Origin of the sequence: Oceanisphaera avium (genome assembly GCF_002157875.1) — a bacterium.
GTDB classification, from domain to species: domain Bacteria; phylum Pseudomonadota; class Gammaproteobacteria; order Enterobacterales; family Aeromonadaceae; genus Oceanimonas; species Oceanimonas avium.
In genome coordinates this window covers 2,385,041-2,409,477 of sequence record NZ_CP021376.1, presented here as the reverse complement: position 1 = coordinate 2,409,477, position 24,437 = coordinate 2,385,041, and the positions used below count along the sequence as shown (strand labels likewise).

At 47.2% G+C, this 24,437-nt stretch carries 20 protein-coding genes and 1 pseudogene; 13 read left to right on the top strand and 8 right to left on the bottom strand.

Annotation, left to right across the window (positions count from 1 at the left end; all coding sequences use genetic code 11):
• Positions 1-72: 72 nt before the first annotated feature.
• A complete protein-coding gene (locus CBP12_RS11050) occupies positions 73-774 on the top strand; it encodes a pseudouridine synthase (protein ID WP_086964480.1) in 702 nt (233 codons plus the stop codon).
• Here CBP12_RS11050 and CBP12_RS11045 read toward each other — a convergent pair whose 3' ends face one another.
• A complete protein-coding gene (locus CBP12_RS11045; protein WP_157420103.1) occupies positions 775-1,116 on the bottom strand; it encodes a hypothetical protein in 342 nt (113 codons plus the stop codon).
• 83 nt (positions 1,117-1,199) lie between these two features.
• Between CBP12_RS11045 and CBP12_RS11040 the strand changes: the two genes are divergently transcribed.
• From CBP12_RS11040 to CBP12_RS11030, 3 genes are all read left to right on the top strand, one after another.
• Positions 1,200-2,438 (top strand): glycosyltransferase, encoded by a 1,239-nt coding sequence (locus tag CBP12_RS11040; RefSeq protein WP_086964478.1) that lies wholly within the window; start codon positions 1,200-1,202, stop codon positions 2,436-2,438.
• 190 nt (positions 2,439-2,628) lie between these two features.
• Positions 2,629-3,561: a TAXI family TRAP transporter solute-binding subunit gene (locus CBP12_RS11035; protein WP_086964477.1), complete on the top strand. Its 933-nt coding sequence runs from the start codon at positions 2,629-2,631 to the stop codon at positions 3,559-3,561.
• Positions 3,562-3,566: 5 nt separating this feature from the next.
• Positions 3,567-5,462 (top strand): TRAP transporter permease, encoded by a 1,896-nt coding sequence (locus tag CBP12_RS11030; protein WP_086964476.1) that lies wholly within the window; start codon positions 3,567-3,569, stop codon positions 5,460-5,462.
• A 20-nt stretch (positions 5,463-5,482) separates the two neighbouring features.
• On the opposite strand, the gene CBP12_RS11025 is transcribed toward CBP12_RS11030, so the two are convergent.
• A complete protein-coding gene (locus CBP12_RS11025) occupies positions 5,483-7,765 on the bottom strand; it encodes a putative bifunctional diguanylate cyclase/phosphodiesterase (RefSeq protein WP_086964475.1) in 2,283 nt (760 codons plus the stop codon).
• Between the two features lie 209 nt (positions 7,766-7,974).
• On the opposite strand from CBP12_RS11025, the gene CBP12_RS11020 reads away from it, so the two are divergent.
• Together CBP12_RS11020 and CBP12_RS13610 are read left to right on the top strand one after the other, a co-directional pair.
• The gene (locus CBP12_RS11020; protein ID WP_198341801.1) at positions 7,975-8,799 is read left to right on the top strand and encodes an ADP-ribosylglycohydrolase family protein; all 825 of its coding nucleotides are present in this window, start codon (positions 7,975-7,977) and stop codon (positions 8,797-8,799) included.
• A gap of 9 nt (positions 8,800-8,808) precedes the next feature.
• The gene (locus CBP12_RS13610; protein WP_198341800.1) at positions 8,809-9,072 is read left to right on the top strand and encodes an ADP-ribosylglycohydrolase family protein; all 264 of its coding nucleotides are present in this window, start codon (positions 8,809-8,811) and stop codon (positions 9,070-9,072) included.
• A 68-nt stretch (positions 9,073-9,140) separates the two neighbouring features.
• Here CBP12_RS13610 and CBP12_RS11015 read toward each other — a convergent pair whose 3' ends face one another.
• Positions 9,141-9,875: an endonuclease/exonuclease/phosphatase family protein gene (locus CBP12_RS11015; RefSeq protein ID WP_086964474.1), complete on the bottom strand. Its 735-nt coding sequence runs from the start codon at positions 9,873-9,875 to the stop codon at positions 9,141-9,143.
• Between the two features lie 171 nt (positions 9,876-10,046).
• Between CBP12_RS11015 and CBP12_RS11010 the strand changes: the two genes are divergently transcribed.
• On the top strand, positions 10,047-11,663 hold the full coding sequence (locus tag CBP12_RS11010) for a BCCT family transporter (protein ID WP_086964473.1): 1,617 nt from the start codon (positions 10,047-10,049) through the stop codon (positions 11,661-11,663).
• A 152-nt stretch (positions 11,664-11,815) separates the two neighbouring features.
• A complete protein-coding gene (locus CBP12_RS11005; RefSeq protein WP_086964472.1) occupies positions 11,816-12,202 on the top strand; it encodes a VOC family protein in 387 nt (128 codons plus the stop codon).
• A gap of 266 nt (positions 12,203-12,468) precedes the next feature.
• Here CBP12_RS11005 and CBP12_RS11000 read toward each other — a convergent pair whose 3' ends face one another.
• Complete coding sequence (locus CBP12_RS11000) at positions 12,469-13,074, bottom strand: LysE family translocator (RefSeq protein WP_086964471.1); 606 nt, start codon at positions 13,072-13,074, stop codon at positions 12,469-12,471.
• A 230-nt stretch (positions 13,075-13,304) separates the two neighbouring features.
• Here CBP12_RS11000 and yjjG point away from each other — a divergent pair, with 230 nt between their 5' ends.
• Entirely contained in the window at positions 13,305-13,979 is a 675-nt protein-coding gene (gene yjjG, locus CBP12_RS10990; protein WP_086964469.1) for a pyrimidine 5'-nucleotidase, read from the top strand.
• Positions 13,980-14,051: 72 nt separating this feature from the next.
• Complete coding sequence (locus CBP12_RS10985; RefSeq protein ID WP_086964468.1) at positions 14,052-14,654, top strand: FMN-dependent NADH-azoreductase; 603 nt, start codon at positions 14,052-14,054, stop codon at positions 14,652-14,654.
• 75 nt (positions 14,655-14,729) lie between these two features.
• Here CBP12_RS10985 and CBP12_RS10980 read toward each other — a convergent pair whose 3' ends face one another.
• Positions 14,730-15,575, bottom strand: a complete 846-nt coding sequence (locus CBP12_RS10980) for a bifunctional allantoicase/(S)-ureidoglycine aminohydrolase (protein ID WP_086964467.1) — start codon at positions 15,573-15,575, stop codon at positions 14,730-14,732.
• A gap of 390 nt (positions 15,576-15,965) precedes the next feature.
• Here CBP12_RS10980 and CBP12_RS10975 point away from each other — a divergent pair, with 390 nt between their 5' ends.
• The 3 genes from CBP12_RS10975 (at position 15,966) to CBP12_RS10965 (ending at position 18,784) form a co-directional block, all read left to right on the top strand.
• Positions 15,966-16,835 (top strand): LysR substrate-binding domain-containing protein, encoded by an 870-nt coding sequence (locus CBP12_RS10975; protein ID WP_086964466.1) that lies wholly within the window; start codon positions 15,966-15,968, stop codon positions 16,833-16,835.
• A gap of 376 nt (positions 16,836-17,211) precedes the next feature.
• Positions 17,212-17,517, top strand: a complete 306-nt coding sequence (locus CBP12_RS10970) for a helix-turn-helix domain-containing protein (protein ID WP_086964465.1) — start codon at positions 17,212-17,214, stop codon at positions 17,515-17,517.
• A gap of 1 nt (position 17,518) precedes the next feature.
• Complete coding sequence (locus CBP12_RS10965) at positions 17,519-18,784, top strand: type II toxin-antitoxin system HipA family toxin (RefSeq protein WP_086964464.1); 1,266 nt, start codon at positions 17,519-17,521, stop codon at positions 18,782-18,784.
• Between the two features lie 80 nt (positions 18,785-18,864).
• On the opposite strand, the pseudogene CBP12_RS10960 reads toward CBP12_RS10965, so the two are convergent.
• The 3 genes and pseudogenes from CBP12_RS10960 to CBP12_RS10950 form a co-directional block, all read right to left on the bottom strand.
• A pseudogene (locus tag CBP12_RS10960) lies at positions 18,865-22,007 on the bottom strand (DUF3427 domain-containing protein).
• Between the two features lie 680 nt (positions 22,008-22,687).
• Positions 22,688-23,383, bottom strand: coding sequence for an aspartate/glutamate racemase family protein (locus CBP12_RS10955; protein ID WP_232455063.1), 696 nt, complete (start codon positions 23,381-23,383; stop codon positions 22,688-22,690).
• Between the two features lie 513 nt (positions 23,384-23,896).
• Entirely contained in the window at positions 23,897-24,379 is a 483-nt protein-coding gene (locus CBP12_RS10950; RefSeq protein WP_086964463.1) for a nucleoside deaminase, read from the bottom strand.
• Between the last annotated feature and the right edge of the window lie 58 nt (positions 24,380-24,437).

Here is a 24,437-nt window from a genome sequence, read left to right as displayed (position 1 = left end):
CGCACCACTTTATCCTTTAAGCTAAGCGCCTATTCGATTAGCTCTTTCTTAATACACCGGCCGTGGGCTGTTATGCGTCTTGATAAATATATTTGCTACAGCAGCGATTTAACCTTAAGCCAAGCCCGCACTCATATTGCTAATCAACAAGTGCAAGTCGCTGGCCACCTTTGTACTAACCCCGCTCAGCAAGTGCATGAACATAATAATATTTCACTAGCTGGCCAACGGCTCACTCCTAGACCCGCTCGTTATATTATGCTGCATAAACGACTCAACACCTTATGCTCTCACCAAGATGGCGCCTATCCCTCTTTATTTAGTGATCTTGATTTAGAAAAAGCGGAGCTGCTTCATTTGGTAGGCCGCTTAGATGCCGATACCACAGGCTTGGTACTACTCACCGACGATGGTCGCTGGTCTTATCAGCTGACTCATCCACAAAGTGGCTGTCGCAAAGTGTATAGGGTAACGCTGCGATCTGAACTGGCCACCGATACCGCGCAATTATTCAAGCAAGGTATCTTATTACAAGGCGAAGCTAAACCCACCCTGCCCGCAATCCTAACACCCGTTACGGCTAAAGAAGTCTTGCTCACCATAACTGAAGGGCGCTTTCATCAAGTAAAGCGGATGTTCGCCGCCGTGAATAATAAGGTGCTGGCCTTACACAGAGAGCAAGTCGGCAATTTACAGTTAGATCTAGCGCCGAGAGAGTGGCGTTACTTAACGTCCGCAGAAGTTATGGCGACCCACATACCGAAGAAAACCTAATTATCGTGCAGGCTGGCGACGTTCAATTAGCTGCCCCTCGCTGCTTTTTTCTATGTTAACTTCACCACGAGGACCTTTTTTAATTTCTTTATCTAAGGTGTAAGTCACGCCATTGTGGGTAGTTACACGCTTATGAATAACCACGCCATTTTCGGTGATCTCTTTCGTTACTACCGTACGGCTACCCTCGTTATGGTGGGGATGACGCTGCTGATTTTGATATTGATGATGGCGGTTGTGTTGATGGTGTTGTTGATAGTGGCGCTGATCTGCTATGCCCTGACTGGTACATATTATTAAGGTGGCAGTCACTAACAAGGAAGCTATCGATAATTTCATCATAAATTTTTCCTCGATGGTAAAATCGCTCTCCTTAAAGATTAGGCCTGCATAATCAGGCGCACAAATTATTTTGGAGAGCGACCATGTCTACTCGCGTGCTGGTGATCGGTTACGTCTGGCCTGAGCCTAATTCTTCGGCGGCAGGCAGCCATATGCTATCGCTGCTGCGTTTATATCGCCGCCAAGGTTGGCAGGTAGAATTTGCCAGCCCAGCACAGCTCTCCGAGCATATGGCCGACCTAGCGGCCGAGGGCATTAGCCAGCAATCAATCGTGCTCAATTGCGACAGCTTTGACGCTTATATCACCCAGTTTTCTCCAGATATCGTCATGTTCGACCGCTTTATGATGGAAGAGCAGTTTGGTTGGCGAGTAGAAAAGCACTGCCCTCATGCGCTACGGGTCTTAGACACTGAAGACTTACAATGCCTGCGCCACGCGCGTCATCAGGCGTTAAAAGCCGAGCAAGACATGTCTTTAGCTTATTTATTTAGCGATCTTGCTAAGCGGGAAATTGCCGCTATTTTACGCTGTGATTTATCATTAATTATCTCCGACTATGAAATGCAACTGCTGCAAGAGACCTTTAAGGTCGATACCAGCTTGCTGCTTCATCTCCCCTTTATGGTGGAAACCACCCTACCCGCTACCACCTTAAGCTTTGAGCAACGCCAACACTTTATAACCATAGGTAACTTTCGCCATGCCCCTAACTGGGATGCTGTTTTATATTTACAACAAATTTGGCCTTTGATCCGCAAGCAACTCCCCACTGCCGAGTTACATATTTATGGCTCCTATCCACCACCAAAAGCCACGGCGCTACATAATCCTAACACTGGTTTTTTAATTAAAGGCTGGGCAGATGACGCTTTGCAGGTCATGGAGCAAGCTCGAGTGTGCTTAGCCCCACTGCGCTTTGGCGCAGGCATAAAAGGTAAGTTGTTGGACGCCATGCTCGTTAATACTCCCAGCGTCACCACAGCTATTGGCAGTGAAGGCATGCAGGGCGAGCAACCTTGGCCAGGCGTGGTAGTTAGCAACATCAATCATGCGCAACAGTTTGCCGATGCTGCCGTGGCACTCTATCAAGATAAGGCTTGCTGGCAGCAAGCTCAACACGCCACTCAGCCATTATTAAGCCAGCGCTATAACGCCACTTTGCTGGGGGAGCGCTTAATTAAACGGCTACATTATTTAGCCGCCCATCTCGAAGAGCACAGATTAGCGAATTTTACCGGTAGCATGTTGCGCCACCATACCATGAAGAGCACCCAATACATGGCGCAATGGATTGCGGCCAAAAACGCGGGCAATACTTAATATGCCGCTAAAAGACAAATCGATGTTCAACCAGCCTGCGTAACTTAACAATTACGCAACCTCACATTGACAATATAACTACCTATAGTCATCAATAGTCTTTAACAGCCAGCACTTTGCCTAACGTTGATTCATGCAAGCTCAGCCTTAGCAAATATCGTTTTATCGCTCACTGATAAGGAAATATATTATGACAGTTTGGTTTAAGCGCGCCTTAGTAGCGGCCACCTTGGCCATCGCATTACCCGTCACTGCCGCTAATTATACAATAGGCACCGGTAGCCAAAGCGGTACTTATTATCCTCTAGGGGGCATGCTGGCACAGATTTGGAATAAAAATATCGATGACTTTAATATGCGGGTTGAAGTTACCGCAGCCTCGGTGGAGAACGTTATTAAAGTCGCCTCTGGCCAACAACTAGCTGGGATTGCCATGGGAGACTCAGTACTCGCTGCGGTAGAAGGCGAAGCGCCTTTTAAGCGCCCTATGGATGTTGCCGTATTATTCGCACTCTATCCAAACGTAGTGCAGTTTATGGTTGCCGCCGACTCTAATATTCATTCAGTAGCGGACTTAAAAGGTAAAAAAGTCTCTGTGGGTGCACCGGGTTCGGGGACACGCGTTGGCGCTACTAATATCTTAAAAGCGTTAGGCATGAGCGAAGCAGATTTTAAGGCGCAAAGTCTTAACTACACCGCAACCACAGAAGCCCTTTCTAACGGCCAAATTGATGCGGGTGTCATTATTGGTAGCGCCGGCGTGGGTGCTATTACTGAATTGGCTTTAACTCGTAATATCCGAATTCTTTCCTTTAGTGAGGACGAGCTAACAAAAATTAATACCGCCCTGCCAGCTTATGCAGGAATGGAGATTGCTGCAGACACCTACAATAAGGTTCCCGCTTTTACCGCTCCGGCAGTATGGAATGTGTTAGTGGTGAAGAAAGACTTAGACCCTAAATTAGCAGAGCAAATGATTGAAACCGCCTTTGCCAATATGGACAAGGTGCAACGCTCTATCAGTGATGCTAAAAATACCACCTTAGAAAATATAGACCGCTTAGCCGGTGTACCGCTACATACCAGCACTCAAGCTTTTCTAGATAAGCAACAAGGTAACTAAGCCTAATGCAGCCAGAGACCCTTGCTCCCACACCCGCCCGCTTAGGCGGGTTTGATTATCTTATTGGCGCTATTGCCATTGGCTTAACGCTATTTCAGATTTGGCATGGCTTAGTCGCTGAACTATCGGCACCAGTATTTTTACCTATCCATTTAAGTTGGGTCTTGGTACTTATTTTTTTAGTCAATCCTATCTTGGCACGTACCGCCCCACCGTCTTTATACTTAATGGGGCGGATGGTGGACTTTATTTGCGCGGCGGTGAGTGCTTGGTTGGGATTTCGCTTATCGAATTTTGATTATAATGATTTGAGCTTTTTATTTGATGGCTTAGGCAGCATAGATTTATATGCTGGTAGCGTACTCATTGTATTACTACTGGAGGCCACCCGGCGCACCGTGGGCTGGGTAATGAGCGCCATCGCCATCTTATTTTTAGCTTATGCCATGTTAGGTGATGTGCTGCCTAATGACTTCGCCAGTAAAGGTTTTGATTTACAAGAAATTATTCGCTTTCATGTGTTCTCTACTAATGGCGTGTTTGGTGCGCCACTCGCCATAGCCGCAGGCGTAGTGTTTGTATTTGTGTTGTTTGGTGCTTTATTACAAGTGACGGGGGCGGGTCAGTTTTTTATTGATTGCGCTTTTGCTATCGCCGGTCGCTACCGCGGGGGTCCGGCTAAAGCCTCGGTCTTAGCCTCGGCCGCGTTAGGCTCTATTTCCGGCTCGGCTATCGCTAATACGGTGACCACCGGCGCCTTAACCATTCCAATGATGAAAAAGCTGGGCTATAAGCCTGAGCAAGCCGCAGGGATTGAAGCGGCTGCCTCCACCGGCGGGCAAATTATGCCACCTGTGATGGGTGCTGGGGCCTTTGTGATGGCACAATTCACCGGCTTGCCCTATGCCGAGATCCTCTTAGTCTCTATTGCACCCGCTATTCTCTACTTTTTTTGCACCTTACTTTATGTACATTTAATGGCCTGCAAGTTGGGCTTAAAGGGCATGGATAATGTACAAAAACTCGCGGTGGTGGTTAAACAAGGTTGGCACTATTTATTACCTCTGATCATGATCACTACCTTACTATTAATGAGTTATTCACCGGTCTTGGTAGGGCTGGCAGGATGTTTAGCCATTATTATCGCTACCTACAGTAGGCGTGCCACTTGGGTGCCGTTTTCGGTAATTTTAGCAGGCCTTCGTGAAGGCGCGTTGATGATTTTACCGATCAGTGCCGCTTGTGCGACCGCTGGGCTAGTAGTGGGAGTCGTAGGCCAAACCGGCATTGGCCTACAATTTACTCAAGCGCTATTGGCTTGGTCGGGAGGCTATTTATGGGGCGCTTTTATCTTGGTTTCTTTAGCTGCTATCGTTCTAGGTATGGGTTTACCAGTCACCGCCGCCTATATTGTGCTCTCAGTAATGGCCGTACCTGCACTCAATGAGTTTGGCTTACCCATCTTGACCGCTCACTTAATTGTTTTTTGGCTATCGCAAACTTCTAACGTTACGCCGCCTATTGCCTTAGCGGCTTTTGCCGGTGCCGGCATTGCTGGCGCTTCCCCTATGAAGTCGGCGGTGCAGGCTTTTAAGCTGGCCTTTGGTTTTTTCCTGATCCCGCTAATGATGGCCTATTCCGGTTTATTATGGCGCGCCGATGATAGTGCGTGGCAGTTTGCGTTAGCGATTGCCGCCACCATCGGCTTAATTATTGCCTTTGCTTGTGGCATTGAAGGTCGTTTATTTAAGCGCTTAGGCGTCTTACCCAGAGGATTACTCCTTGCCATAGTGGCACTCATGCTCATTGAGCATCCTTTGGTACGCTTAGGAGGGTTAGCCTTGTTATTAGCGATAATTATGTGGGATAAAAAGAGAGCGGTTACTGCGGATAATTCTTAATAAAATTAGATATTTAATGCCTATATTTGCACCGCTAAGGGGGCGGCTTGTTCTTCCAGCAAGGCAGTAAAATCATTAATAGCCATAGGGCGGGCAAATAAATAACCTTGAAAATGCTGACAGCCCAGCCCTAATAGCTTTTGATACTGAGCTTGAGTTTCTACCCCTTCGGCAATAACAGCGAGCTGCAAGCTATTGGCCAGCGCGCAAATTGCCTTAATAATCGCTACGCTGCTGGTTTGTTCTTCTGTTAGCTCGCGGACAAAAGATTGGTCAATTTTTAGCTGGCTCAAGGGTAACTTTTGTAAGTAAGACAGTGAGGAATAGCCAGTGCCAAAATCATCAATAGAAAAGCGAATACCTAACACGCGCAGTGCTTGCATACGAATCACGGCTTTTTCCATATCATCGAGCAGCATAGTTTCTGTTAATTCTAGTTTTAAATAATGAGCATCGGCACCGGTTTGGGTTAAGAAACGCTGTAGCGTATCTACAAAGTGCGGTTGGTATAAAAGGCGGGCACTTAAATTTACTGCTAACACTAACTCTGCACTACTGGGCTGTGCTTGCCACTGCGCTAGCTGACAACAGGCTTGCTCTAGCATTTGCAAATCAATTAAATCCACTAAGCCTGCTTGTTCAGCCACTTCAATAAAAGCAAAGGGAGCCAATAAACCTTGCTCCGGATGCTGCCAACGCGCCAGTGCTTCTGCGCCTATCACTTTACCAGTGTGATTAAATTGCGGCTGAAAATGAGGAATAAACTCATGGGCGCTAATACCGCGCTGAATATCTTCTTCTAAGCGAATGCGGGCACTGGCCGCTTCTTGCATAGCCAAATCAAAAAAGTGAATATCTTGAGTAAAAGAAGCTTTCGCTTGGTGGAGCGCCATCTCTGCTTCTTGCAACAAGGTATCTGCTTGTTCATTAGCATCATTAAATAAGGTGATGCCAATGCTAATGCCCCGTTGTAGCGCCAATTCATCGATAGAATAAACTTGCTCAAGGTTTTGCTTAATGCGCAGCGCATAATGTTCGGCGCGATCGGCCGCCACTTGGCGATGCTGGCTTAAGTTTTCCATCATGATCACAAATTGATCAGCACCGATACGAGCGGCCGTATCGCCAGGGTAAATCGCTTCATTTAAGCGATTAGCTAACTGACACAACATTTGATCGCCCACTTTACGGCCATGCAAGTCGTTAATGCTTTTAAAGCCATCAATATCTAATAACAGCAAAGCCACATAATTGCCCTTATAAAGAGCGCCATCTATAGCATGCTGCATACGCTTTAGTAATAAACTACGATTTGGCAAGTGGGTCAGTGAGTCGGAAAAAGTTAAGCCATGTAACTTAGCCTGAGTCGCTTTAAACTCCGTCATATCTTCTACCGAGGCCACATAGTTACTCACTTTCCCTTTTTGGTCTCGCACCACACTAATGCCAACCCAGGCCGGATAACTGTCGCCGTTTTTACGCCGACTTTGCATTTCACCTTGCCAGCGCCCCGTTTCAATTAAGTGCGTTCTTATTTCTTCATAAACCTGACTCGGCTGCTGCTCGCATCTTAAGAAGCTTGTATCTTTTCCGATGAGCTCTGCGGTATGAAAGCCAGAAATTTCACTAAAAGCAGGGTTAACTCTAAGAATGGCGATTTTTTCATCCGTAACAATTAAGCCCGCTTGCACTTCAAATGCAGTGGCAGCAATTAATAACTCACGCTCATAATGGCTGCGGCTTTTTATCTCTTCTAGCATCCAAGTAAGAGCTAAGGTGGCGAAGGGCATAACCACTAGCATAGGTAGCCCCACCGTAACGGCCATGGGGCCTAGGTTCGGATTGGGTAATAAAAGGTATGTCCCTACCACGCCTAAATGCACTAAAAAGCCAAACGCTAATAATGAGTACCATGCTTTTTTTACCTTAGCGTGGCGGTATAAATAGTAATAAGCCAAACCTATGCCTGCAGACAAAACGATGACTAACACCCCGCCTGTCTGCCCCGCGCCACCAATCCATATTCGATAACAGCCCGCAATAATAAGACTAATGGCAGCCACCAAAGGGCCACCCATTAAGGCGGCCACGCTCAAAATGACACTGCGGGCATCAAAGATCCAGCCGCTTTCTAACTCAATCGCAGTCATCATGGCGGCCACCGCCGCCAAGCCAAATAAAGTACCATTAATACTTTTAGTGGCTTTATCATTTAACGCCCAATTACGTGCCACTAAAGTGAGCAACCAGCACATCGCTAATAATAAGATGGAATGTTTTAATAAATGGATAATCACTAACATCTATCCTTAACATGCAAGTAACGGGATATTAGGTCTTGAAAGCGCGGTAACAAAGCGATTAGGCGAGCTCATCAATGACATACAGTTTTAGAGTCCTCGCAGTCTATCGGCCCTATTATTTAAGACTTTAGCTAAAGACTTATTAAAAAAATTAGAGTGTGAGGCGACGCACTATAATCCCTGTTATTAAAATAATATTGAGGCGGATCATGACTTTATTAACTAAAAACGATCGTATAGCAGGGGCCATTATGGGAGCCTTTATTGGAGATGCCCTAGGAGTAGGACCCCACTGGTATTACGACCTTGATGAGCTAAAGCGCGAATATAGCGGCTGGATAAGCGATTATACTTTGCCTAAAGCAGGTCATTATCATGCAGAGTTAACAGCCGGTGAGCTATCACAATCTGGCATTATTTTACGCCTAACTCTAGCGTCCTTGCTGGCCAACAACGGCTATAAACAAGCGGATTTTTGTCAGCGCTTAGAGCAAGACTTATTTACGCAACTGGATTTTTCAAACCTAAATAACCCACCTAAGCAAGGTCCGGGCGGCTATACCAGCCAATCTATTCGCGAGACTTGGCATAAACGCATCCAACGGCAATTACCCTGGGAACAATGTGCGGGATCTGCAGACAACACCGAAGCGCTAGAGCGCACCTTAGGGATTGCAGCGTGTTATGCGGGACAGCCTAAATTATTAAGTGCCGCTGTACGTGCTAACACCTTATTAACTCAAGATGACGAAATGGTCTTGACTCACACCTTGGTATTTAATGCCGTGTTGGGTTTATTAATTGAAGGGCACGCGCTAGATGCCACATTAACCGATAAATTATTAGCTCAAGTAGACTGCGCTGAGCTGCCCTTTTGCTTACCTTCATCTACTAGCGCCGACCAAGCGCTCGACTTAGACGACTTATCTGATACTAATTTAAGTTGTGCCGAGGCTTTGCTGACCCCGGCTTATATGGCCAAGCTGGCGGACAATCCAGCAACGCGCATTGAGCCTGCGTGGCGCGTATCCTAAGTCTATGGCATGGCCTGCTCTATTTATCAGTTAGTACCCGCCAGTTATTATTTAGCGGCACGCTTTAGTGATGATTTTGAGTCGGCGGTATTACACGCCATTAATGGCGGTGGCCATAATATGGCGCGCGCCATGTTAACGGGCGCCTTAGTGGGCGCTCAAGTAGGCTTATCCGCCATACCTCAGCGCTTTATCGATGGATTGGCCGATGGAGAAGAGTTAGTCAGCATGACCAAGCAAGTGGCTGAACTGTCAAATAAAATAACACTTTAAGCCTTACGCTGTACGCTATAGGTTAAAAATGAACGTCGTCTTTTTAACCTAGGGCGTAGCGCTTTCAGTTACCGCGTAAATTGAGCATAAATGGGATTGTGATCCGAGACAGTGGGAGTATTAATCGCTAGCGCTGAGTGCAATTTCAATTCTCGGTAAAAAATAAAGTCTAGCGGCTGCTTGCGATACATCTTAATAAATTGCGAGTCTTCCATTACCGCTCTTTTTAAACCCATAGCGCGGCAAAACTGCGCTAGATATAGTCGCCTTGAGCGGCTCCACACATTAAAATCACCTGCCACTATCAATGGGCCTTTATGCTGAAGCAGGACTTGGCGCAAAATCGCAATTTCTTGATGAAACTGGCCATGGCGTACAAAGTTAATGGCATGAATATTAGCCACCAGTAAGGTATCGCCGCCACTTAAGGGATGAAGGGTAATTATTTGGCTTTTATGAGTGGCAAAGGTCAGCTCTCGGCCTTGGCTGAGCACAGTAGTAATATCATCAAAGGCACATTGACCGGCAGTGAGCACCCCAAACAGATGAGACTGCGTTTGGATATTCGGCGAGACCGCGTAAGACCAGCCGTCTAAAGGCAAGCCTTGTTGCACACTTAACTTAGCTTCTTGGAGCAGCAATAAGGCAGTAGGAAATTGTTTTAATAACGCTTTCAAGCACACCTGAAATTCGGTACTCATAGTGAGCTTTTGTGTATTCCAGCACATAACCCCCAACTCATTATCATCCAAGGGTTGGCCTTGGTGCACTAACTGGTGCGGCGCAATTCGCGGGCGTAACATACAGTATCCTGCTTAAGTTGAAGGTAGTCTCATCTTATCAGAAGCCGCTGCCGCGCTTCTTGTCCACTTTTTGCTAAACGTCGCAATTTTCCTCTAAAAAGCCAAGCAACTTCACATTTTCGTGCTATTTCTATACACTTGGTGCGTTCATGCATTAAATAAAGTGAACACATGATTTCATCCCAACCCCGCACCTTTGATAAACGCCTAGTAGCCACGCTCAGTGGCGGCTTCCTTTTACTCTTTGTTATCCTCGCCCTGTTCGACCTAGAACAAATGACCTACTGGATTAATACCAGCTTTAGTTGGGTGATTAAAGTCTTTGGTCCTATGTGGCAATTATGGATGCTTGCCAACTTAGTGATTGCTTTAGTGCTGGGTTTTACCCGCTATGGTGATATTCGCTTAGGCGGCCATATTTCACCAGACAGCTCCACCTTTGGCTGGCTAGCCGTGATTATGTGTACTTTATTAGCGGGCGGTGGCGTATTTTGGTCTGCCGCTGAGCCTATGTACCATTATCTGACCACTCCCCCAGTATTTTCTGAAGCGCCCTCTGGTATATCGGCCATTTCTGCCGGCCTTGCGCAAAGCTTTATGCATTGGGGTTTTATGGCTTGGGCAGCTCTTGGCACCTTATCGGCGTTAGTGGTGGTTTATGCCCACTATCATAAAGGCTTGGCGATGCGCCCTCGCCTGCTGCTTTATCCTATTTTAGGTAATAAAGTAGAAACCCATTGGTTAGGTACTGTGGCCGATGTGGTATCTATTGTGGCCGTTGCTGCCGGGACTATTGGTCCAATTGGCTTTTTAGCTACACAACTTGGCTTTAGCTTTGAGTCGTTATTAGGCTGGGAAAATAACTACGCCTTACAGCTAGCGATTTTAGGTGGCTTGGTTTTGGTTTACACCATTTCTGCCTCCACCGGCATAGATAAAGGCATTCAATGGCTCTCTAGCGCTAACGTCGTATTAGCGCTGCTCCTCATTGCTATGATCTTAGTACTGGGCCCAGGTGGCTTTATTATTGACTCTTATATGAATGCCATGGGTCTGTATCTGCAAGACTTTATGCCAATGGCACTCACCCGCCATGACAACGCATGGATGGGCTCTTGGACACTGTTTTTCTGGGGCTGGTTTATTGGTTATGGCCCCATGATGGCCTTATTTATTGCCCGCATCTCGCGCGGTCGTACCTTACGCGAGTTGGTAGTGGCTGTCGCTATTATGGCGCCGTTAGTCACCAACTTTTGGTTTGCTACTTTGGGCGGTGCGGGCATTTCTTATGAAGAAGCCACCGCGGGTGTCATTTCAACACCTCTGGAAGTGGGAGGCTTACCCGCCGCCTTGTTAGCGATTACCCAGCAAATGCCCTTTGCCGAATTTATGGTGCCGGCGTTTTTAGTACTCACAGTAGTATTTGTGGCCACCACCGGTGACTCTATGGCCTATGCCATTGCCATGGCCATTAGTGGCAGCCACACGCCACGCACCCGCGACCGCATCTTTTGGGCACTGACTATGGGCTTAGTTGCGGCCGTCTTGCTGCGTATGGGTGAAGGTGGCATTGGGGCTTTACAATCCTTTATTGTGATCACCGCAGCCCCCGTGTCGCTATTGCTGTTGCCGGTGCTGTGGACCGGGCCGAGGGTGGCGCATTTAATGGCCTATGAACAAGGTATTGTGCCCCATAAAGAGCGCCATAATGATGAGCTTGAGCAGCCTACCTTGCATGAAGAGCCCAGAGTGCCCATCTTGGTACCAAGACGTAATAAACATAAATAAGCGCTACCGTTAACAGCTAAAAACTCTCACGCCTAAGCATTTTGCTTAGGCGTTTTTTATGGGCGTACACTGCACTTGACATCACTCTCAGCCAGCTACAATTAGTAACTAAGCAAAGTTTCTATTGAGCTGACAAGATGAGGAGTTCTTTTATGCAACACAATCCTATCACCTGGTTTGAAATTTTTGTCAATGACATGGCTCGCGCTCATGCTTTTTATGAAGGCTTATTAGATATTAAGCTTGAGCCACAAGGTAATGACACAAGTGCCGAAGCGCACATGTGGGTTTTTCCAAGTACCGCCTCGGATCACGGGGCAGGCGGCGCACTTGTTAAAAGAGTGGGCGATGAAATAGGTGACGGTGGCGCTAACATTCTTATTTATTTTAGCTGCCCTGACTGTGACACTGTCTTGGCGAAAGTGGATGCCTATGGCGGGCGAGTATTAAAAGAAAAATATGCCATTGGCCGCTACGGCTATGCGGCACTCATTACCGACAGTGAAGGCAATACCATAGGCCTACACTCAAAACACTAACTCATTCATATTAATGACGAACACAGCGACATCACTGTTTGGCTCAAAGAAAGAAGATAAAGTGGAGCCTTAACAAAGCGATTAACGATTGAGTATTAGTAACCGCTCGGGCACGACCTTGATCCCGCGTCTAAGTGGCGCAATTAGGGGAATACTAGACTGCATAAATAGGCGCCGTGCCCAGCCACTTTATTTCCTCTTTATAAAAACCATTAATGCCTGCGCTGCCTACTAAAACCCCGGGTACCGCCACCATTAACCGCGCTTTATAGCATCACAGTGAATGCCAGTGCTAATAACACCACTGCACTTAGTCTATCTAACCATAGTGATTTGGCATTTAGCCACGCCAGCACAGGCCCCCGAGATAACACCAACGCCACCAGTACATACCAAGCGCCATCTATGCCACCGGCGGTAACCATCATCACTAGGCTTTGCTGCCAGCTGGTATTGGCATTAACAAACTGACTAAATAGCGCCACAAAAAAAATCGCTAACTGTGGATTTAAAAACGCCACCATAAAGCCTTCAAAAGCACCGCGGTGCTTAACCATTTGTTGCGTCTTACTCTGCTCTATGGCCTTAGGTTTAGCCAAGAGCGCTTTAATGCCTAGCCAAGCTAAAAAAGCCGCACCACCATAGCGAATGCCATTAAATACGACTGGATTATTCGCAATCACCAAGGCTAAGCCTAGCGCCGTTAACAAGGCATATAATCCAACCCCGCTACCGTGACCGATGGCGGTACGCACGCCATAAGCGCGCCCTCCGGCCAGTGTGTTACGCATCACCACCGCTAAACTGGGCCCGGGGCTAATGGCACCGACCACGCAAATAGCGACTAAGGCTAGCCAGCTAGAAAATTCCATTAAAAAGACCTTATAAAGAGAATGGCTAAACCGTTAACCACCCCACGAATTAGTCAGGGCGCTTACTGTAAGATAAAATGTGGCTAAGCTTAAGGTTTTGTTAGCATAAACCTCGGCAACCATCGCAAAAAATGGACAGTTACTCAGTCGTTGACGCAAAACACTCATTTTTATATCGGCTTTTAGACGGCGATCCGCTAAAAAATCGTTAACCATGTGGAGTCACCACCATGCGCTATTCTTGGATCTTATTTGATGCGGACGAAACCTTATTTCATTTCGACGCTTTTGCTGGCTTAAAGGTGTTATTTGCCTCCTTTGGCATAGATTTTACCGCAGAAGACTATCGCCAATACCACACCCTAAGCGCGCCGCTGTGGGTGGATTATCAAAATGGCGCCATTAGTGCGGCGCAACTGCAGCACTTGCGTTTTGCCAACTGGGCCGAGCGTTTACAAGTAAGCACCGACACCCTAAACCGTGATTACTTGGCCGCCATGGCTGAAGTATCGCCTCCCTTGTCGGGCGCGCCTGAGCTTATCTCAGCACTGCAAGGCAAAGCTAAGCTTGGTATTATCACTAATGGTTTTAGCGCCATGCAGCACACCCGCTTAGCCAAAGCCGGTTGGCAACAAGCCTTTGATACCTTAGTAATTTCGGAACAAGTGGGGATTGCTAAACCTGCGGCCGGCATTTTTGAACATGCGTTTGCTTTAATGGGCCACCCACCCAAAGAACAAATTTTAATGGTGGGCGATAATCCCCATTCTGATATTTTAGGGGGCTTAAATGCCGGTATTGATACTTGCTGGTTAAATAGTACGGGGCGCAGCACACCGCAAGGTATTCGCCCGCATTATGAAGTGAACTCATTGCAGCAACTACAGCGCTTATTATTAGGATAAGTAACAATAAAACGCCTTAACTCCCCCGCTCATTATTAAGCTATTAAGTTAGTTAACACCCAAGGACAAGTTATGAAGATACTACAAGTGAATGCTAGCGCGCGCACGACAGGCGCCAACTCCACTAAAGTTGCGAATCGCATTGTGGAGCGCTTGTTAGAACAACACCCAAACGCAGCAGTTGAGGTACTTAATCTTGCCACTCACCCCGCCCCCATGTTGGATAATGCCGGCATTAATGCCTTGTTCAGCCCGCCCGAACAACGTAGCGCCCAGCAGCAAGCTCGAGTAGCAGAAAGCTTATCATTAGTTAGCTCACTAAAAGGCTGTGATATTTTAGTACTGGGCGTGCCTATGTATAACTTTGGGGTATCGGTGCAGTTAAAAAACTGGATTGATAGCATTGCACAAAACGGCGTTACCTTTTATTACACCGAGCAAGGTCCTAAAGGCTTACTAGAGGGCAAGAAAGCCTATGTGGGTTTTGCTAGAGGCGGCATTTATCGTAATACCAAAGGCGACAGCCAAACCCCTTATTTAAGCTCGGTATTAAACTTTATCGGCATTACTGAGCAACACTTCATTTACGCGGAAGGCCTTAATATGGGCGAAGAAGCCGCAGCACAAGGTTTTGCCCAAGCCGAGCAAGACTTAGCTAATGCATTAGATGCCTAGTTTCAATGAAGGGCAAATAAAAAAGCAGCCCGTGGGCTGCCTTTTTACTATTACTTACTGCAACTTACTTACAGTCTAGCGACCGCGATAAGCAGGAGAAGAGTTTAACACCATGTGGCGGTTAACGTCTTTGTACAGCAAGTAACGGAAGCGAGTTGGGCCTGACGCGTAGCAAGCTTGTGGGCAGAAGGCGCGCAACCACATGTAGTCGCCGGCTTCTACTTCAACCCAGTCTTGGTTCAGGTGGTAAACCGCTTTACCTTCCAATACATACAGGCCGTGTTCCATCACGTGAGTTTCGTCGAATGGAATAACGCCGCCTGGCTGGAAAGTAACAATGTTGACGTGCATGTCGTGACGCAGATCCGTTGGATCGGTGAAACGAGTGGTCGCCCATGCATCGTTGGTGTCTGGCATTGGCGTAGGCGCAATGTCATTTTCGTTCGTTACAAAAGCTTCTGGTACATCAATACCATCAACAAATTCGTACGCTTTACGCAACCAATGGAAACGTACTGGCTCGCTGCTGTTATTGCGCAGGCTCCAGTTAGCGCCAGCTGGCAAGTAAGCGTAACCGCCTAATTCCATGTGGTGCTCTTTGCCTTCCAACGTCAGCGTCATTTCACCTTCAACGATGAACAATACGCCTTCGGCGCCCTTGTCCAGCTCAGGCTTATCACTACCACCTTTTGGAGAAACTTCCATGATGTAGTGAGAGAAGGTTTCAGCGAAGCCGCTTAACGGACGTGCGATAACCCACAGACGAGTTTCATCCCAAAAAGGCAGGAAACTAGTTACGATGTCGCTCATTACACCTTTAGGAATAACGGCATAGGCTTCGGTAAACACAGCGCGATCGTGGATCAGCTGAGTCTGAGGTGGTAAACCACCCTTAGGGGCATAATAGGTATTACGGGCCATGATACTGTCCTTTAATACGAGAGGGCCGGCTGCTTGCCGACAAAAGCCACGCCGCTTGGCATAGCTATTAGAATGTTAACGGGGCTATTGTATAACAAAGCATCGTGATTGATAAATTAAATAATTTAATGAGCACTAGTGGCTAAACCACTACTAATTGTGACGTGTGCGAGGTAAGACGTGAAGAGGACGACAAAACACAGTGCTGAGTGGCGATAGCGGAAAGGCTCGCTCTTACATCAAAGCCTCTTTTTAACACTTATGCTTATTTTTTTCGGGGGCTTAGCGGGTTTCGTTGCAAATAAGTCTTTAAGACTTTGATCTTTCCGGCTTAATTCAACACTCAAAATTAAACATTCAACATTACCTTTAGCGCATTCAGAGATAACCATGAACTTAAACATCACCTTAGATCCCATTTTACTGCGCAGCTTTATTGCGGTGGCCGACACCGGCAGTTTTACCCGCGCCGCCGAAAGCACTCATCTTACTCAATCTACAGTTAGCCAACAGGTGCGCAAACTTGAAGCCCAATTTGGCTGTGAATTATTGCACCGCAAAGGCCGCTATATTACCCCCACTCTTGAGGGCGAGCGCGTGCTGAGCTATGCACGGCGTATTTTACAGATGATGAATGAAGCGGTGGCGCAAACTAGCGTCAGCGCCGAGCAGCAAAAAATTCGCTTAGGCGTGCCCGAAGACTTTGCCACTCACGCCATTATGCCCACCCTGGCCGCCTTTTCTAATGAATACCCAGGCATTCGCCTAGAAGTAAAAAGCGGCTTATGTAGCGATATTTGGCGGGAGTTTCAGCGCGGCGATATGGATCTTGCATTAGTAAAGCAACGCCAAGGCAGCGTGCCCGGTCTTGTTAGCTGGCCCGAGCCTTTGTGCTGGATAGATAGCCTGCACAGTAACAATCTCGACAGCCAGCCGATCCCGCTAGTCACCTTTCCTATCGGCGGCTTATACCGTAGCGAAATGGCCCACACCTTCGACCGCCTCGGCCGCAGCTGGCGCTTAGCTTATGTCAGCACCAGTTTGTCCGGCGTATGTTGTGCAGTAGAAGCCGGCTTTGGTATTTCATTATTACCACGGCGCTTAGTGACCGCCGAACATCGTATCTTAACCAAGCAAGACGGCCTACCGCCGGTACCGGATCTTGAACTCACCCTGCACGCCCAAGATAAACTCTCGGCGCACAGCAAAATACTCGCCGAGCGCTTAATCAGCGCCTGCAACGAAATTTGCCGCCAGTAATTTTTGTGCGCAAAACTCTTATTAGTAATGCTGCAATCGCCTCACAGTGTTAAACAAGGCTCTCTGACAAGGCGGATAAGCGTGAATCCGATTGGTAAGTGTGTTCAGCAAAACGTAACTGCCAATCACGGTTTGTAAGCGTGAGCGCCAAAACGTAACTACTAATCACGACTTGTAAGCGTGAGCGCCAAAACGTAACTGCCAACTTAGGTTTGTAATTCTTTGCTTGAAAGGCTGCGTTTATTAGCGTCGGTACTGGTTGCCTTGCTTGCACCTCACCACTTACTGGCAAATACCTTATCCGATGGCAGACCTTACAATTAAAACCTATAATAGTGAGTGTTAAGTCGATAATGCCCACTTAAGGTACAATTTAATGGATTTAAACTTCACTAAACCCAGCGAGGTGGTCGAGTTGCTTTGTCAGCGCTTGCGCAAAGAACGCCTTGCCCTGCAGATGACTCAGGCAGAGCTGGCGGCGCGTGCCGGAGTGGGTGTTAACACCTTGTCTAACTTAGAAAATGGTCAGAATACTAGCTTCGAAACCCTAGTCCGCATCGCCATGGTATTAGGGCGAGTTAAAGAGCTAGAAGCGCTCTTCCAACCAAAACTCGACAGCTTGGATGATCTACGGCGCTATGAAGAAAGCAACAAGCGCTATCGCGCTAGGAGGAAATCCTAACATGCCTGAAAAAATACACGTTTATTACGAAGGCTGGGGAGAATGCTGGCATTGGGGCACGCTAGCTTCATCGACCACACTAACGGGTCGCCCTTTGATCTTGTTTGAGTACAGCGATGAGGCCTTAAGTAAAGGCGTTGAGTTATCGTCTTATCTGCTACCGCTAAGCGAGACTAAGTTACGTAAAGATTTCCCCGCACATCAGCTAGGGTTACCGGGCCCCGTTTATGATGCCTTACCCGATGGCTGGGGAATGCTGCTGATGGATCGTTTGTTTAAGCGTAATGGCCTTAATCCCGCTCGCATCAGCCCTTTACTGCGGCTAGGTTATATTGGTGATAAGGCCATGGGCGCCATGTCGTTTAGGCCCGTATCGTTGGTGGATACGGCGACGCCTGAAGAAATCACTCTTGAAAAAATAGCGCAAGACGTACAAACGGTATTGAATGGTGAAGGCGGAGAGTTTTTACAGCAGCTCATGCTAATCGGCGGCTCACCACAAGGCGCTCGGCCCAAGGTATTGCTCTATCGAAACCCTGAAACGGGTATTTTTAGCACGGCTGAAACTGCGAATTCAGAAGCTTGGCTAATTAAATTTCCCGCTCAAGCAGAGCATCCTGAAGTTTGTGCGATTGAAGCTGTCTATTCTCAGTGTCTACGCGAGTGCAGCATTAGCACTCCCGACACATTGCATTTCAACTTACCAAATGGTCAGGCTGCGTTTGCCACTAAACGCTTTGATCGGCTAAAGGGTCTGCGCGTGCCTATGCAGAGCCTTGCTGCCTTTACCGGTGCTAATTACCAGTCTCTGGGCGCATTAGACTATGCAAATTTTTTACGGGCGACACAAATATGCACCAATGATGTTCGCGAAAAAACCAGCGCGTTTGAACGAGCGGTGTTTAATGTGGTATTCAATAACCGTGATGACCACCCTAAAAACTTTGCTTATATAATGTCAGCCAAGGGTCAGTGGCAGCTAGCCCCAGCCTACGATGTTACCTTTTGCGAAGGCCCTGGCGGCTACCATCAGATGGATATCATGGGCGAGGCGCTGAATATTAATCGCAAAATCATGGTCTCGCTCGGCGTTAAAGAAGCAGACTTATCACCCAGTGTGGCGGAAAATATTATTGACCGATACTGCGCTGTAGCAGAAGGCTTTAGCCATAAAGCGCAGAGCTTGTTTGGCAATCAAATAACGAAAGACACGCTGCAACTCATTCAGGGCCGCATTAACGAGAATATCAAGCTGCTTACAGCCTAAAAATTTAGCTGTGATGGCGATCTAGGCTAGCCGACTTATTGGTGCTGATTAGTTTTTGGCTTAGGTTGAATGCTCACCACTTACCCCACTGCTAATTTAGCGGCTTGCTGCCACATAAAAGCTGGCATGACTGAGTGAAGCCGCCAAGTAATGTTCATCGGCTGGCTGCCGATATGAGAAATATATTCCACTTCGCCAAAGTTTATAAAACCCATGGTAGCGCCGTATTCATCTTTACTCTGCTCGCGCACAAATAGGAATAGTCGTTTGCCAGTCTCTTTATGCTCAATATAACTTAGCCCCTTACCATGATCGGGCCGTGCGCTATTTTGGGATTGCCAGTGAAACAGCTGCTCATTAATGGCGTAGTCATGATACATAGTGGTGGGGGAAAACTGCTTTTCATTTTTATTGAGCGTCACAAATAACAGTTCAATATTTTGCTCCGCAATCATCAATACCCCTTCTCGCGCCGGCTTTTGATACTCGAATCTGGTCACGCCAAAGCCAGCTAAAACTTGCTCTCGGGTATAGCGGGCATGCCCTTTTAATGGATTTAAAGGAAGTTGCTGCAAATCGAATTGTTCGCGGTGAATACGATTAATCAGCACATCGAGTAGCTCTAACAATTCAATTTTTAGCGCGGGGTGATCAAGTGCGTTAAGGCTTTGTGCCAACGTTTTAAAGCCCAACTCTACACCGGTTTTTTGCCAAAAGTCATAATGACACATCACAGCATGGCGCTCGTCCATGGGCTCGGTTAAGGCGAAGTCATTCGCTGCTAAGCCACGTAAAAACTGCAGATAGCTAAAACAATCACAGCTCAAGAGCCGAGTTCTAATCGCGCGCTCGTATGCTTTGAGTACGACCTCATCAAATTCTTCTTGTCCCTCGCTGGCCTTCGCTTGGGCAACTAAGCGAGTCCAGCTGCCTCTTTTATAAATATCTTCCAGCGTTAAGTTTGGATTAATTTTTAAAAAATTCGATAGCGTTAATGGCAAGTCCGAATGAGAGGGAAACTGACGGATCAGGCCGAGCAAACGCGTTAAGTTTACCGTCGCTTGTCGGATGTTGCTCAACACCATTTCTTGGGTGCGCTTCGATAGCTCGATGCGACAGCCTAAGGGTGCGTGGGGAAAACCTTGTTTTATCTCATCGCTAATGGCGCGATTGGTTTTACCAACTAAGGATCTAAATTTATTGGCAAAGTCATATTCTGGCCGTGAGTTACCAACAAAATCTAATACTGTGCAGCACTCTTTGCCGTCGGACAGGCGCAAGCCTCGGCCTAATTGTTGTAGAAAAATGGTCAAGCTTTCGGTGGGCCGCAAGAACAATAGTGTGTCCACTTCTGGGATATCGACGCCTTCGTTGAAGATATCCACCACAAATAACACGTTAATTTGGCCAGAGCGCAATGCTTGCTGCTTAAGATGGCGCTCAGCACTGTTATCGCTGGTTAAGATGTCGCTGTTGATACCTTTGAGCAAAAACTGCTGACACATAAAATCTGCATGGGCGCGGCTGACACAAAACGCCAACGCCTTGATGCTACCGATATCGGTGACGATTTCTTGTAGGCTCTGCACTATCTTATTCAGCCGAGCATGGTTGTGAGTGTATAAGTTCGTCAGCTCAGCAATATCATAACGACCACGGCTCCACGGAATGCTGCGCAGATCTGTATCATCATCTACTGCAAAATATTGGAACGGACATAAATGACGGCGATTAATAGCTTCTGGCAAACGAATTTCTGCTGCAATCACACCACCAAAGTCAGCTAATATATCGCTGCCATCGTGGCGCTCCGGCGTTGCCGTCAGGCCCAATAAAATTTGCGGCGTGAAATACTCCAGTACGGCGCGATAACTGCTGGCCGCTATATGATGCACTTCATCGATCACTAGGTAATCGTAATAATCTGCGGATAACGACAGCTCTTTGAGCTGATTATTAAGCGTTTGAATAGAAGCGAACAACTGACGATAGTGCTCCGGTTTTGAACCGTCCACCCATAGCTCACCAAAGTTACCACTGCGTAACACCCCCCGATAGGAAGCTTGGGCTTGCTGCAGAATTTCTTGGCGATGAGCCACAAACAGAAATGTGGCGTCCGGCTTATTACGCAAGAATCGGGCAAAGTCGAAAGCTGAAATTAAGGTTTTACCGGTGCCGGTAGCCGCCACCACTAGGTTTTTGAAGCGCTGATGTAAATCACGCTCAACGGCTAGTTGTTCTAAGATTTCCTGCTGATGAGGAAAGGGGGTTAAGTCGAAAAAATAGGCATTGGTAGGAGCATAGCTGCCCCGCGCTTCGCGCAACGCAGTAGTGAGCTTAGCTTTACTTTCAGTATTACCATCAAACGTTTCAAAGTCATTTGAAGCCCAATAGGTTTCAAAGGTGCTCAGCGATTTTTCAATAATGTGCGGAATTTCTTGGGAAGTGATTTTGAGGTTCCACTCTAAACCGCTGGTTAGAGCTGAATGGGATAAATTTGAAGAGCCAATATAGCCGGTATGAAAACCCGTATCACGCAAAAACAGATAACTCTTAGCATGCAGCCGCTCACGCTGCGTGTTGTAGCTCAGCTTAACTTCGGTATTAGGCAAGCTGGCTAAAAACTCTACCGCTTTGGCATCGGTGGCGCCCATATACGAAGTGGTAATCACCTTAAGCTGGCGGCCGCTGCGGGTAAACTCTTCCAGCTCTTTACGAAAGATACGAATGCCAGTCCACTTAATAAACGACACCAGCCAGTAGATCTTATCGGACGACAGTATTTCTCGCTTTAGCTCAGTTTCTAATGACAAACCCGCGTTGCTACCGCAGAACAGCTCGCTTTGGGTTAAGCCCGTTAGCGGAAAAATATCCGCCACATATTTTTTAAGATCTGCTGCCACTGGATTGTCTAACTCATACAAGGCGGTAAGAATTTTACCTTGATTATCTAGCAGGTTTTCTTCAAAAAAGTCGGGATCATTAAGCTTGTTTTTTAGCCATAGCAACAGCTGGTTAGCTAGCTCAATTTGTAGCTCTAAGCGGTTACCTTCATGGGGATAGAGTCGACGGCGTGCTCTAAAACATCGCTCAAAAAGCGCGATAACCAAATCGATGCTTCAGCCGTTTCTAAGATCCGTTCACCCACATAAAATTTATCGCGGTTTAAACGTGAAGCAACGAGCTGTGTGATCAGCTGTTCGTAAATACCAATTTGCTGCATCAACTTTATCCTTGGGCTTGTTCGACTCCGATTAATGCAAGCTATGTTACCAAGCAATGATTTGCTTATAGTTGATTGGCGACACAATACCTTAAACTAATCGCCGACACGGATAGAACCTATACATCAAAACCTGCTGCGCATCACTTCGCCTACAAAACCCACTACTTAATAATCAAGAGCAGCTACTGACGTTCGTTAGGATGACGGCTTAAAAGGCAATACTCACCAGCGGCTTTGCTGCCTAAAGCTGGATAAAGGGATCTGCTAGCCGACCGTCTGCGCCAAGGATGGCGCGGCGGAGCCTACATGGAAGTATTTATAGCGAGTCGAAGGGGTAGGCCGTTTATTCAGCTATTCACAAGTAACGCCGCAACAGTGCTCTTACCCTTAAAGAGCAAAATACGAGATCCTGAAACGAGTTCAGGAGGACGGTAATAAAGATAAACACCGCTACTTATTGAGCTTTTCCCTTATCCATAATGCTTATATCTTGGCTTTATGCCTTTCAGATCTGATCATTATTTTTCCTTCATTTTTCCGTGTCTTCCGTGGCAAATAGGTTGGAATCACTAAAATCCAAAGCCAGCCCCTGAAACTTCGTCCTGCCGAGCTACGACCCGGTATCAGGATGATGCCGCGCACCATTTTACGGCTAAAGCACGTACCTACCTACAGCGCTAGTCTTTAAACGCGGCTCGCGCGGCGGCTGCCACCGGATTGAGTAAGGGAATATCAAATTGCGGTTGTAGTCGGTCAGCCGAGGCAGATAAGGGGCCACCGCCGAGAATAATCGCTTGGGCGCCGTCATGGATAGACTTAGTTATGGTGCTACTTAAGGCGGCATCTAATAATTGAGGGCTAACGAGTAGCGTTTGTGCATTGCCTTGAGTGACACGAGCACCGCAATACTGAGCACCTAACCCGAGTTCGGCTACTCGCGTGCAAAATGAAGCGAGTAACTCAGGATCTGGCGTAATAGTGACGATACTAAAGCGTTTATGATTTGCCGCTGCTTCAAGAAACACCGCCTCGCCAATCCCCAATACCGGAATCGACACTTGAGTGCGCAGCTCTAGTAAGCCTGGGTCACTAAAGGCAGCAATGATAATAGCGCTGCTTTTCTCTCGTCCTGTTAGCGCTTGAGCCGCCTCTAGACCCAGCGCTAATACGCCCTGCTTGGCCAGCTGCATATCGGCAGGCGTGGCCAATAAATTTGGCGCTTGAGTATTGGTTTTACCCATCACGCGCACGCCTAAGCCAAGCACGGTTTGTGCCTGCTCCACCATGATGGCTGTGGCGTCGCTATTACCGTTAGGGTTAATCAAGATCAGGTGTTTAATGGTGAGTTCCTCAAGATGAGCGTTAAAAACCACAGACTTTTCGCCACGGAATCCACAGAAAAATTAAGCCAAGATAAGATCGACAAGTGACTAAGACCTTTTATGGTAAGGGCTCGCCGCGTGTATGCTGGGTGTTTAACTGTTACCCCTTGAAGATTTATTTTGCTTAGTTTTTTCAGATTTGATCTCTATTTTTTGGTGGATTGCGTGTTCTTCCGTGGCAAATAGCTCTTAGTCACTAGCATCTAAAGCGAGATCCTGACGTGCGTCAGGATGACGGCATAAACATAAACCCGCTCTTTGTTTAGCTTGGTGCTGGGCGCTCGGCGCTGCTCTTAACCCATTAAGGCTTTTATCCTAGTTTTAGCTTTGCCAGATTTGATCCCTATTTTTCCTTCACTTTTCCGTGCCTTCCGTGGCAAATAGGTTTTAGTCCCTAAGATCTAAAGCGAGATCCTGAAGCTTCGTCATGCCGGGCCACGACCCGGTATCAGGATGGCGACTTACCCATAAACACCGTCTTTTGTTTAGCTTGGCGCTATGATTTTAACCTTTCATTTGCTCGTTGCTGCCTTTGCCAAACTTAGCTTGGTATTGCTCAAATATTTGCGTTTTCTCATCTAGTGGCAGGTGCGTGGTCTCGATGCCTTGGCTACCAAAGTCGCGCTGCAGGCGCTGATATAAATACTCGGTAGACCAACCAAAAACTTCGCCCACATCGTCATCGGCACAATACACTAACTTAGACACACCGGCTTGGATCATGGCCGCCATGCACATGGCACAAGGCTTGCCGCTGGCGTACATAGTACTGCCAGCAAACGAGCTGGTTTTATGCAGCTTACCAGCATTACGAATCGCCTGAATTTCCGCATGAGCGGTGCAGTCATGGTCGATATCGCTTTCATTAACGCCATCCGCTAATACCACACCGTCACGTACTAACAGCGCACCAAAAGGTTGGCCGCCACGCACTACGTTGTCACGCGCAAGCTCGATAGTAGTTTTAATAAAATCTAAATCTGACATGTTATTTATCTCTCCTTGTTAAGTGGCTTAGCGAAGAAGCTAGCTTAACTTAAAAAAC

Excerpts from the sequence above, each read along its gene's own strand:
- CBP12_RS11050 (WP_086964480.1), top strand. The coding sequence starts at position 73 with ATGCGTCTTGATAAATATATTTGCTACAGCAGCGATTTAACCTTAAGC.
- CBP12_RS11045 (WP_157420103.1), bottom strand. The coding sequence starts at position 1,116 with ATGATGAAATTATCGATAGCTTCCTTGTTAGTGACTGCCACCTTAATA.
- CBP12_RS11040 (WP_086964478.1), top strand. The coding sequence starts at position 1,200 with ATGTCTACTCGCGTGCTGGTGATCGGTTACGTCTGGCCTGAGCCTAAT.
- CBP12_RS11035 (WP_086964477.1), top strand. The coding sequence starts at position 2,629 with ATGACAGTTTGGTTTAAGCGCGCCTTAGTAGCGGCCACCTTGGCCATC.
- CBP12_RS11030 (WP_086964476.1), top strand. The coding sequence starts at position 3,567 with ATGCAGCCAGAGACCCTTGCTCCCACACCCGCCCGCTTAGGCGGGTTT.
- CBP12_RS11025 (WP_086964475.1), bottom strand. The coding sequence starts at position 7,765 with ATGTTAGTGATTATCCATTTATTAAAACATTCCATCTTATTATTAGCG.
- CBP12_RS11020 (WP_198341801.1), top strand. The coding sequence starts at position 7,975 with ATGACTTTATTAACTAAAAACGATCGTATAGCAGGGGCCATTATGGGA.
- CBP12_RS13610 (WP_198341800.1), top strand. The coding sequence starts at position 8,809 with ATGGCCTGCTCTATTTATCAGTTAGTACCCGCCAGTTATTATTTAGCG.
- CBP12_RS11015 (WP_086964474.1), bottom strand. The coding sequence starts at position 9,875 with ATGTTACGCCCGCGAATTGCGCCGCACCAGTTAGTGCACCAAGGCCAA.
- CBP12_RS11010 (WP_086964473.1), top strand. The coding sequence starts at position 10,047 with ATGATTTCATCCCAACCCCGCACCTTTGATAAACGCCTAGTAGCCACG.
- CBP12_RS11005 (WP_086964472.1), top strand. The coding sequence starts at position 11,816 with ATGCAACACAATCCTATCACCTGGTTTGAAATTTTTGTCAATGACATG.
- CBP12_RS11000 (WP_086964471.1), bottom strand. The coding sequence starts at position 13,074 with ATGGAATTTTCTAGCTGGCTAGCCTTAGTCGCTATTTGCGTGGTCGGT.
- yjjG (WP_086964469.1), top strand. The coding sequence starts at position 13,305 with ATGCGCTATTCTTGGATCTTATTTGATGCGGACGAAACCTTATTTCAT.
- CBP12_RS10985 (WP_086964468.1), top strand. The coding sequence starts at position 14,052 with ATGAAGATACTACAAGTGAATGCTAGCGCGCGCACGACAGGCGCCAAC.
- CBP12_RS10980 (WP_086964467.1), bottom strand. The coding sequence starts at position 15,575 with ATGGCCCGTAATACCTATTATGCCCCTAAGGGTGGTTTACCACCTCAG.
- CBP12_RS10975 (WP_086964466.1), top strand. The coding sequence starts at position 15,966 with ATGAACTTAAACATCACCTTAGATCCCATTTTACTGCGCAGCTTTATT.
- CBP12_RS10970 (WP_086964465.1), top strand. The coding sequence starts at position 17,212 with ATGGATTTAAACTTCACTAAACCCAGCGAGGTGGTCGAGTTGCTTTGT.
- CBP12_RS10965 (WP_086964464.1), top strand. The coding sequence starts at position 17,519 with ATGCCTGAAAAAATACACGTTTATTACGAAGGCTGGGGAGAATGCTGG.
- CBP12_RS10950 (WP_086964463.1), bottom strand. The coding sequence starts at position 24,379 with ATGTCAGATTTAGATTTTATTAAAACTACTATCGAGCTTGCGCGTGAC.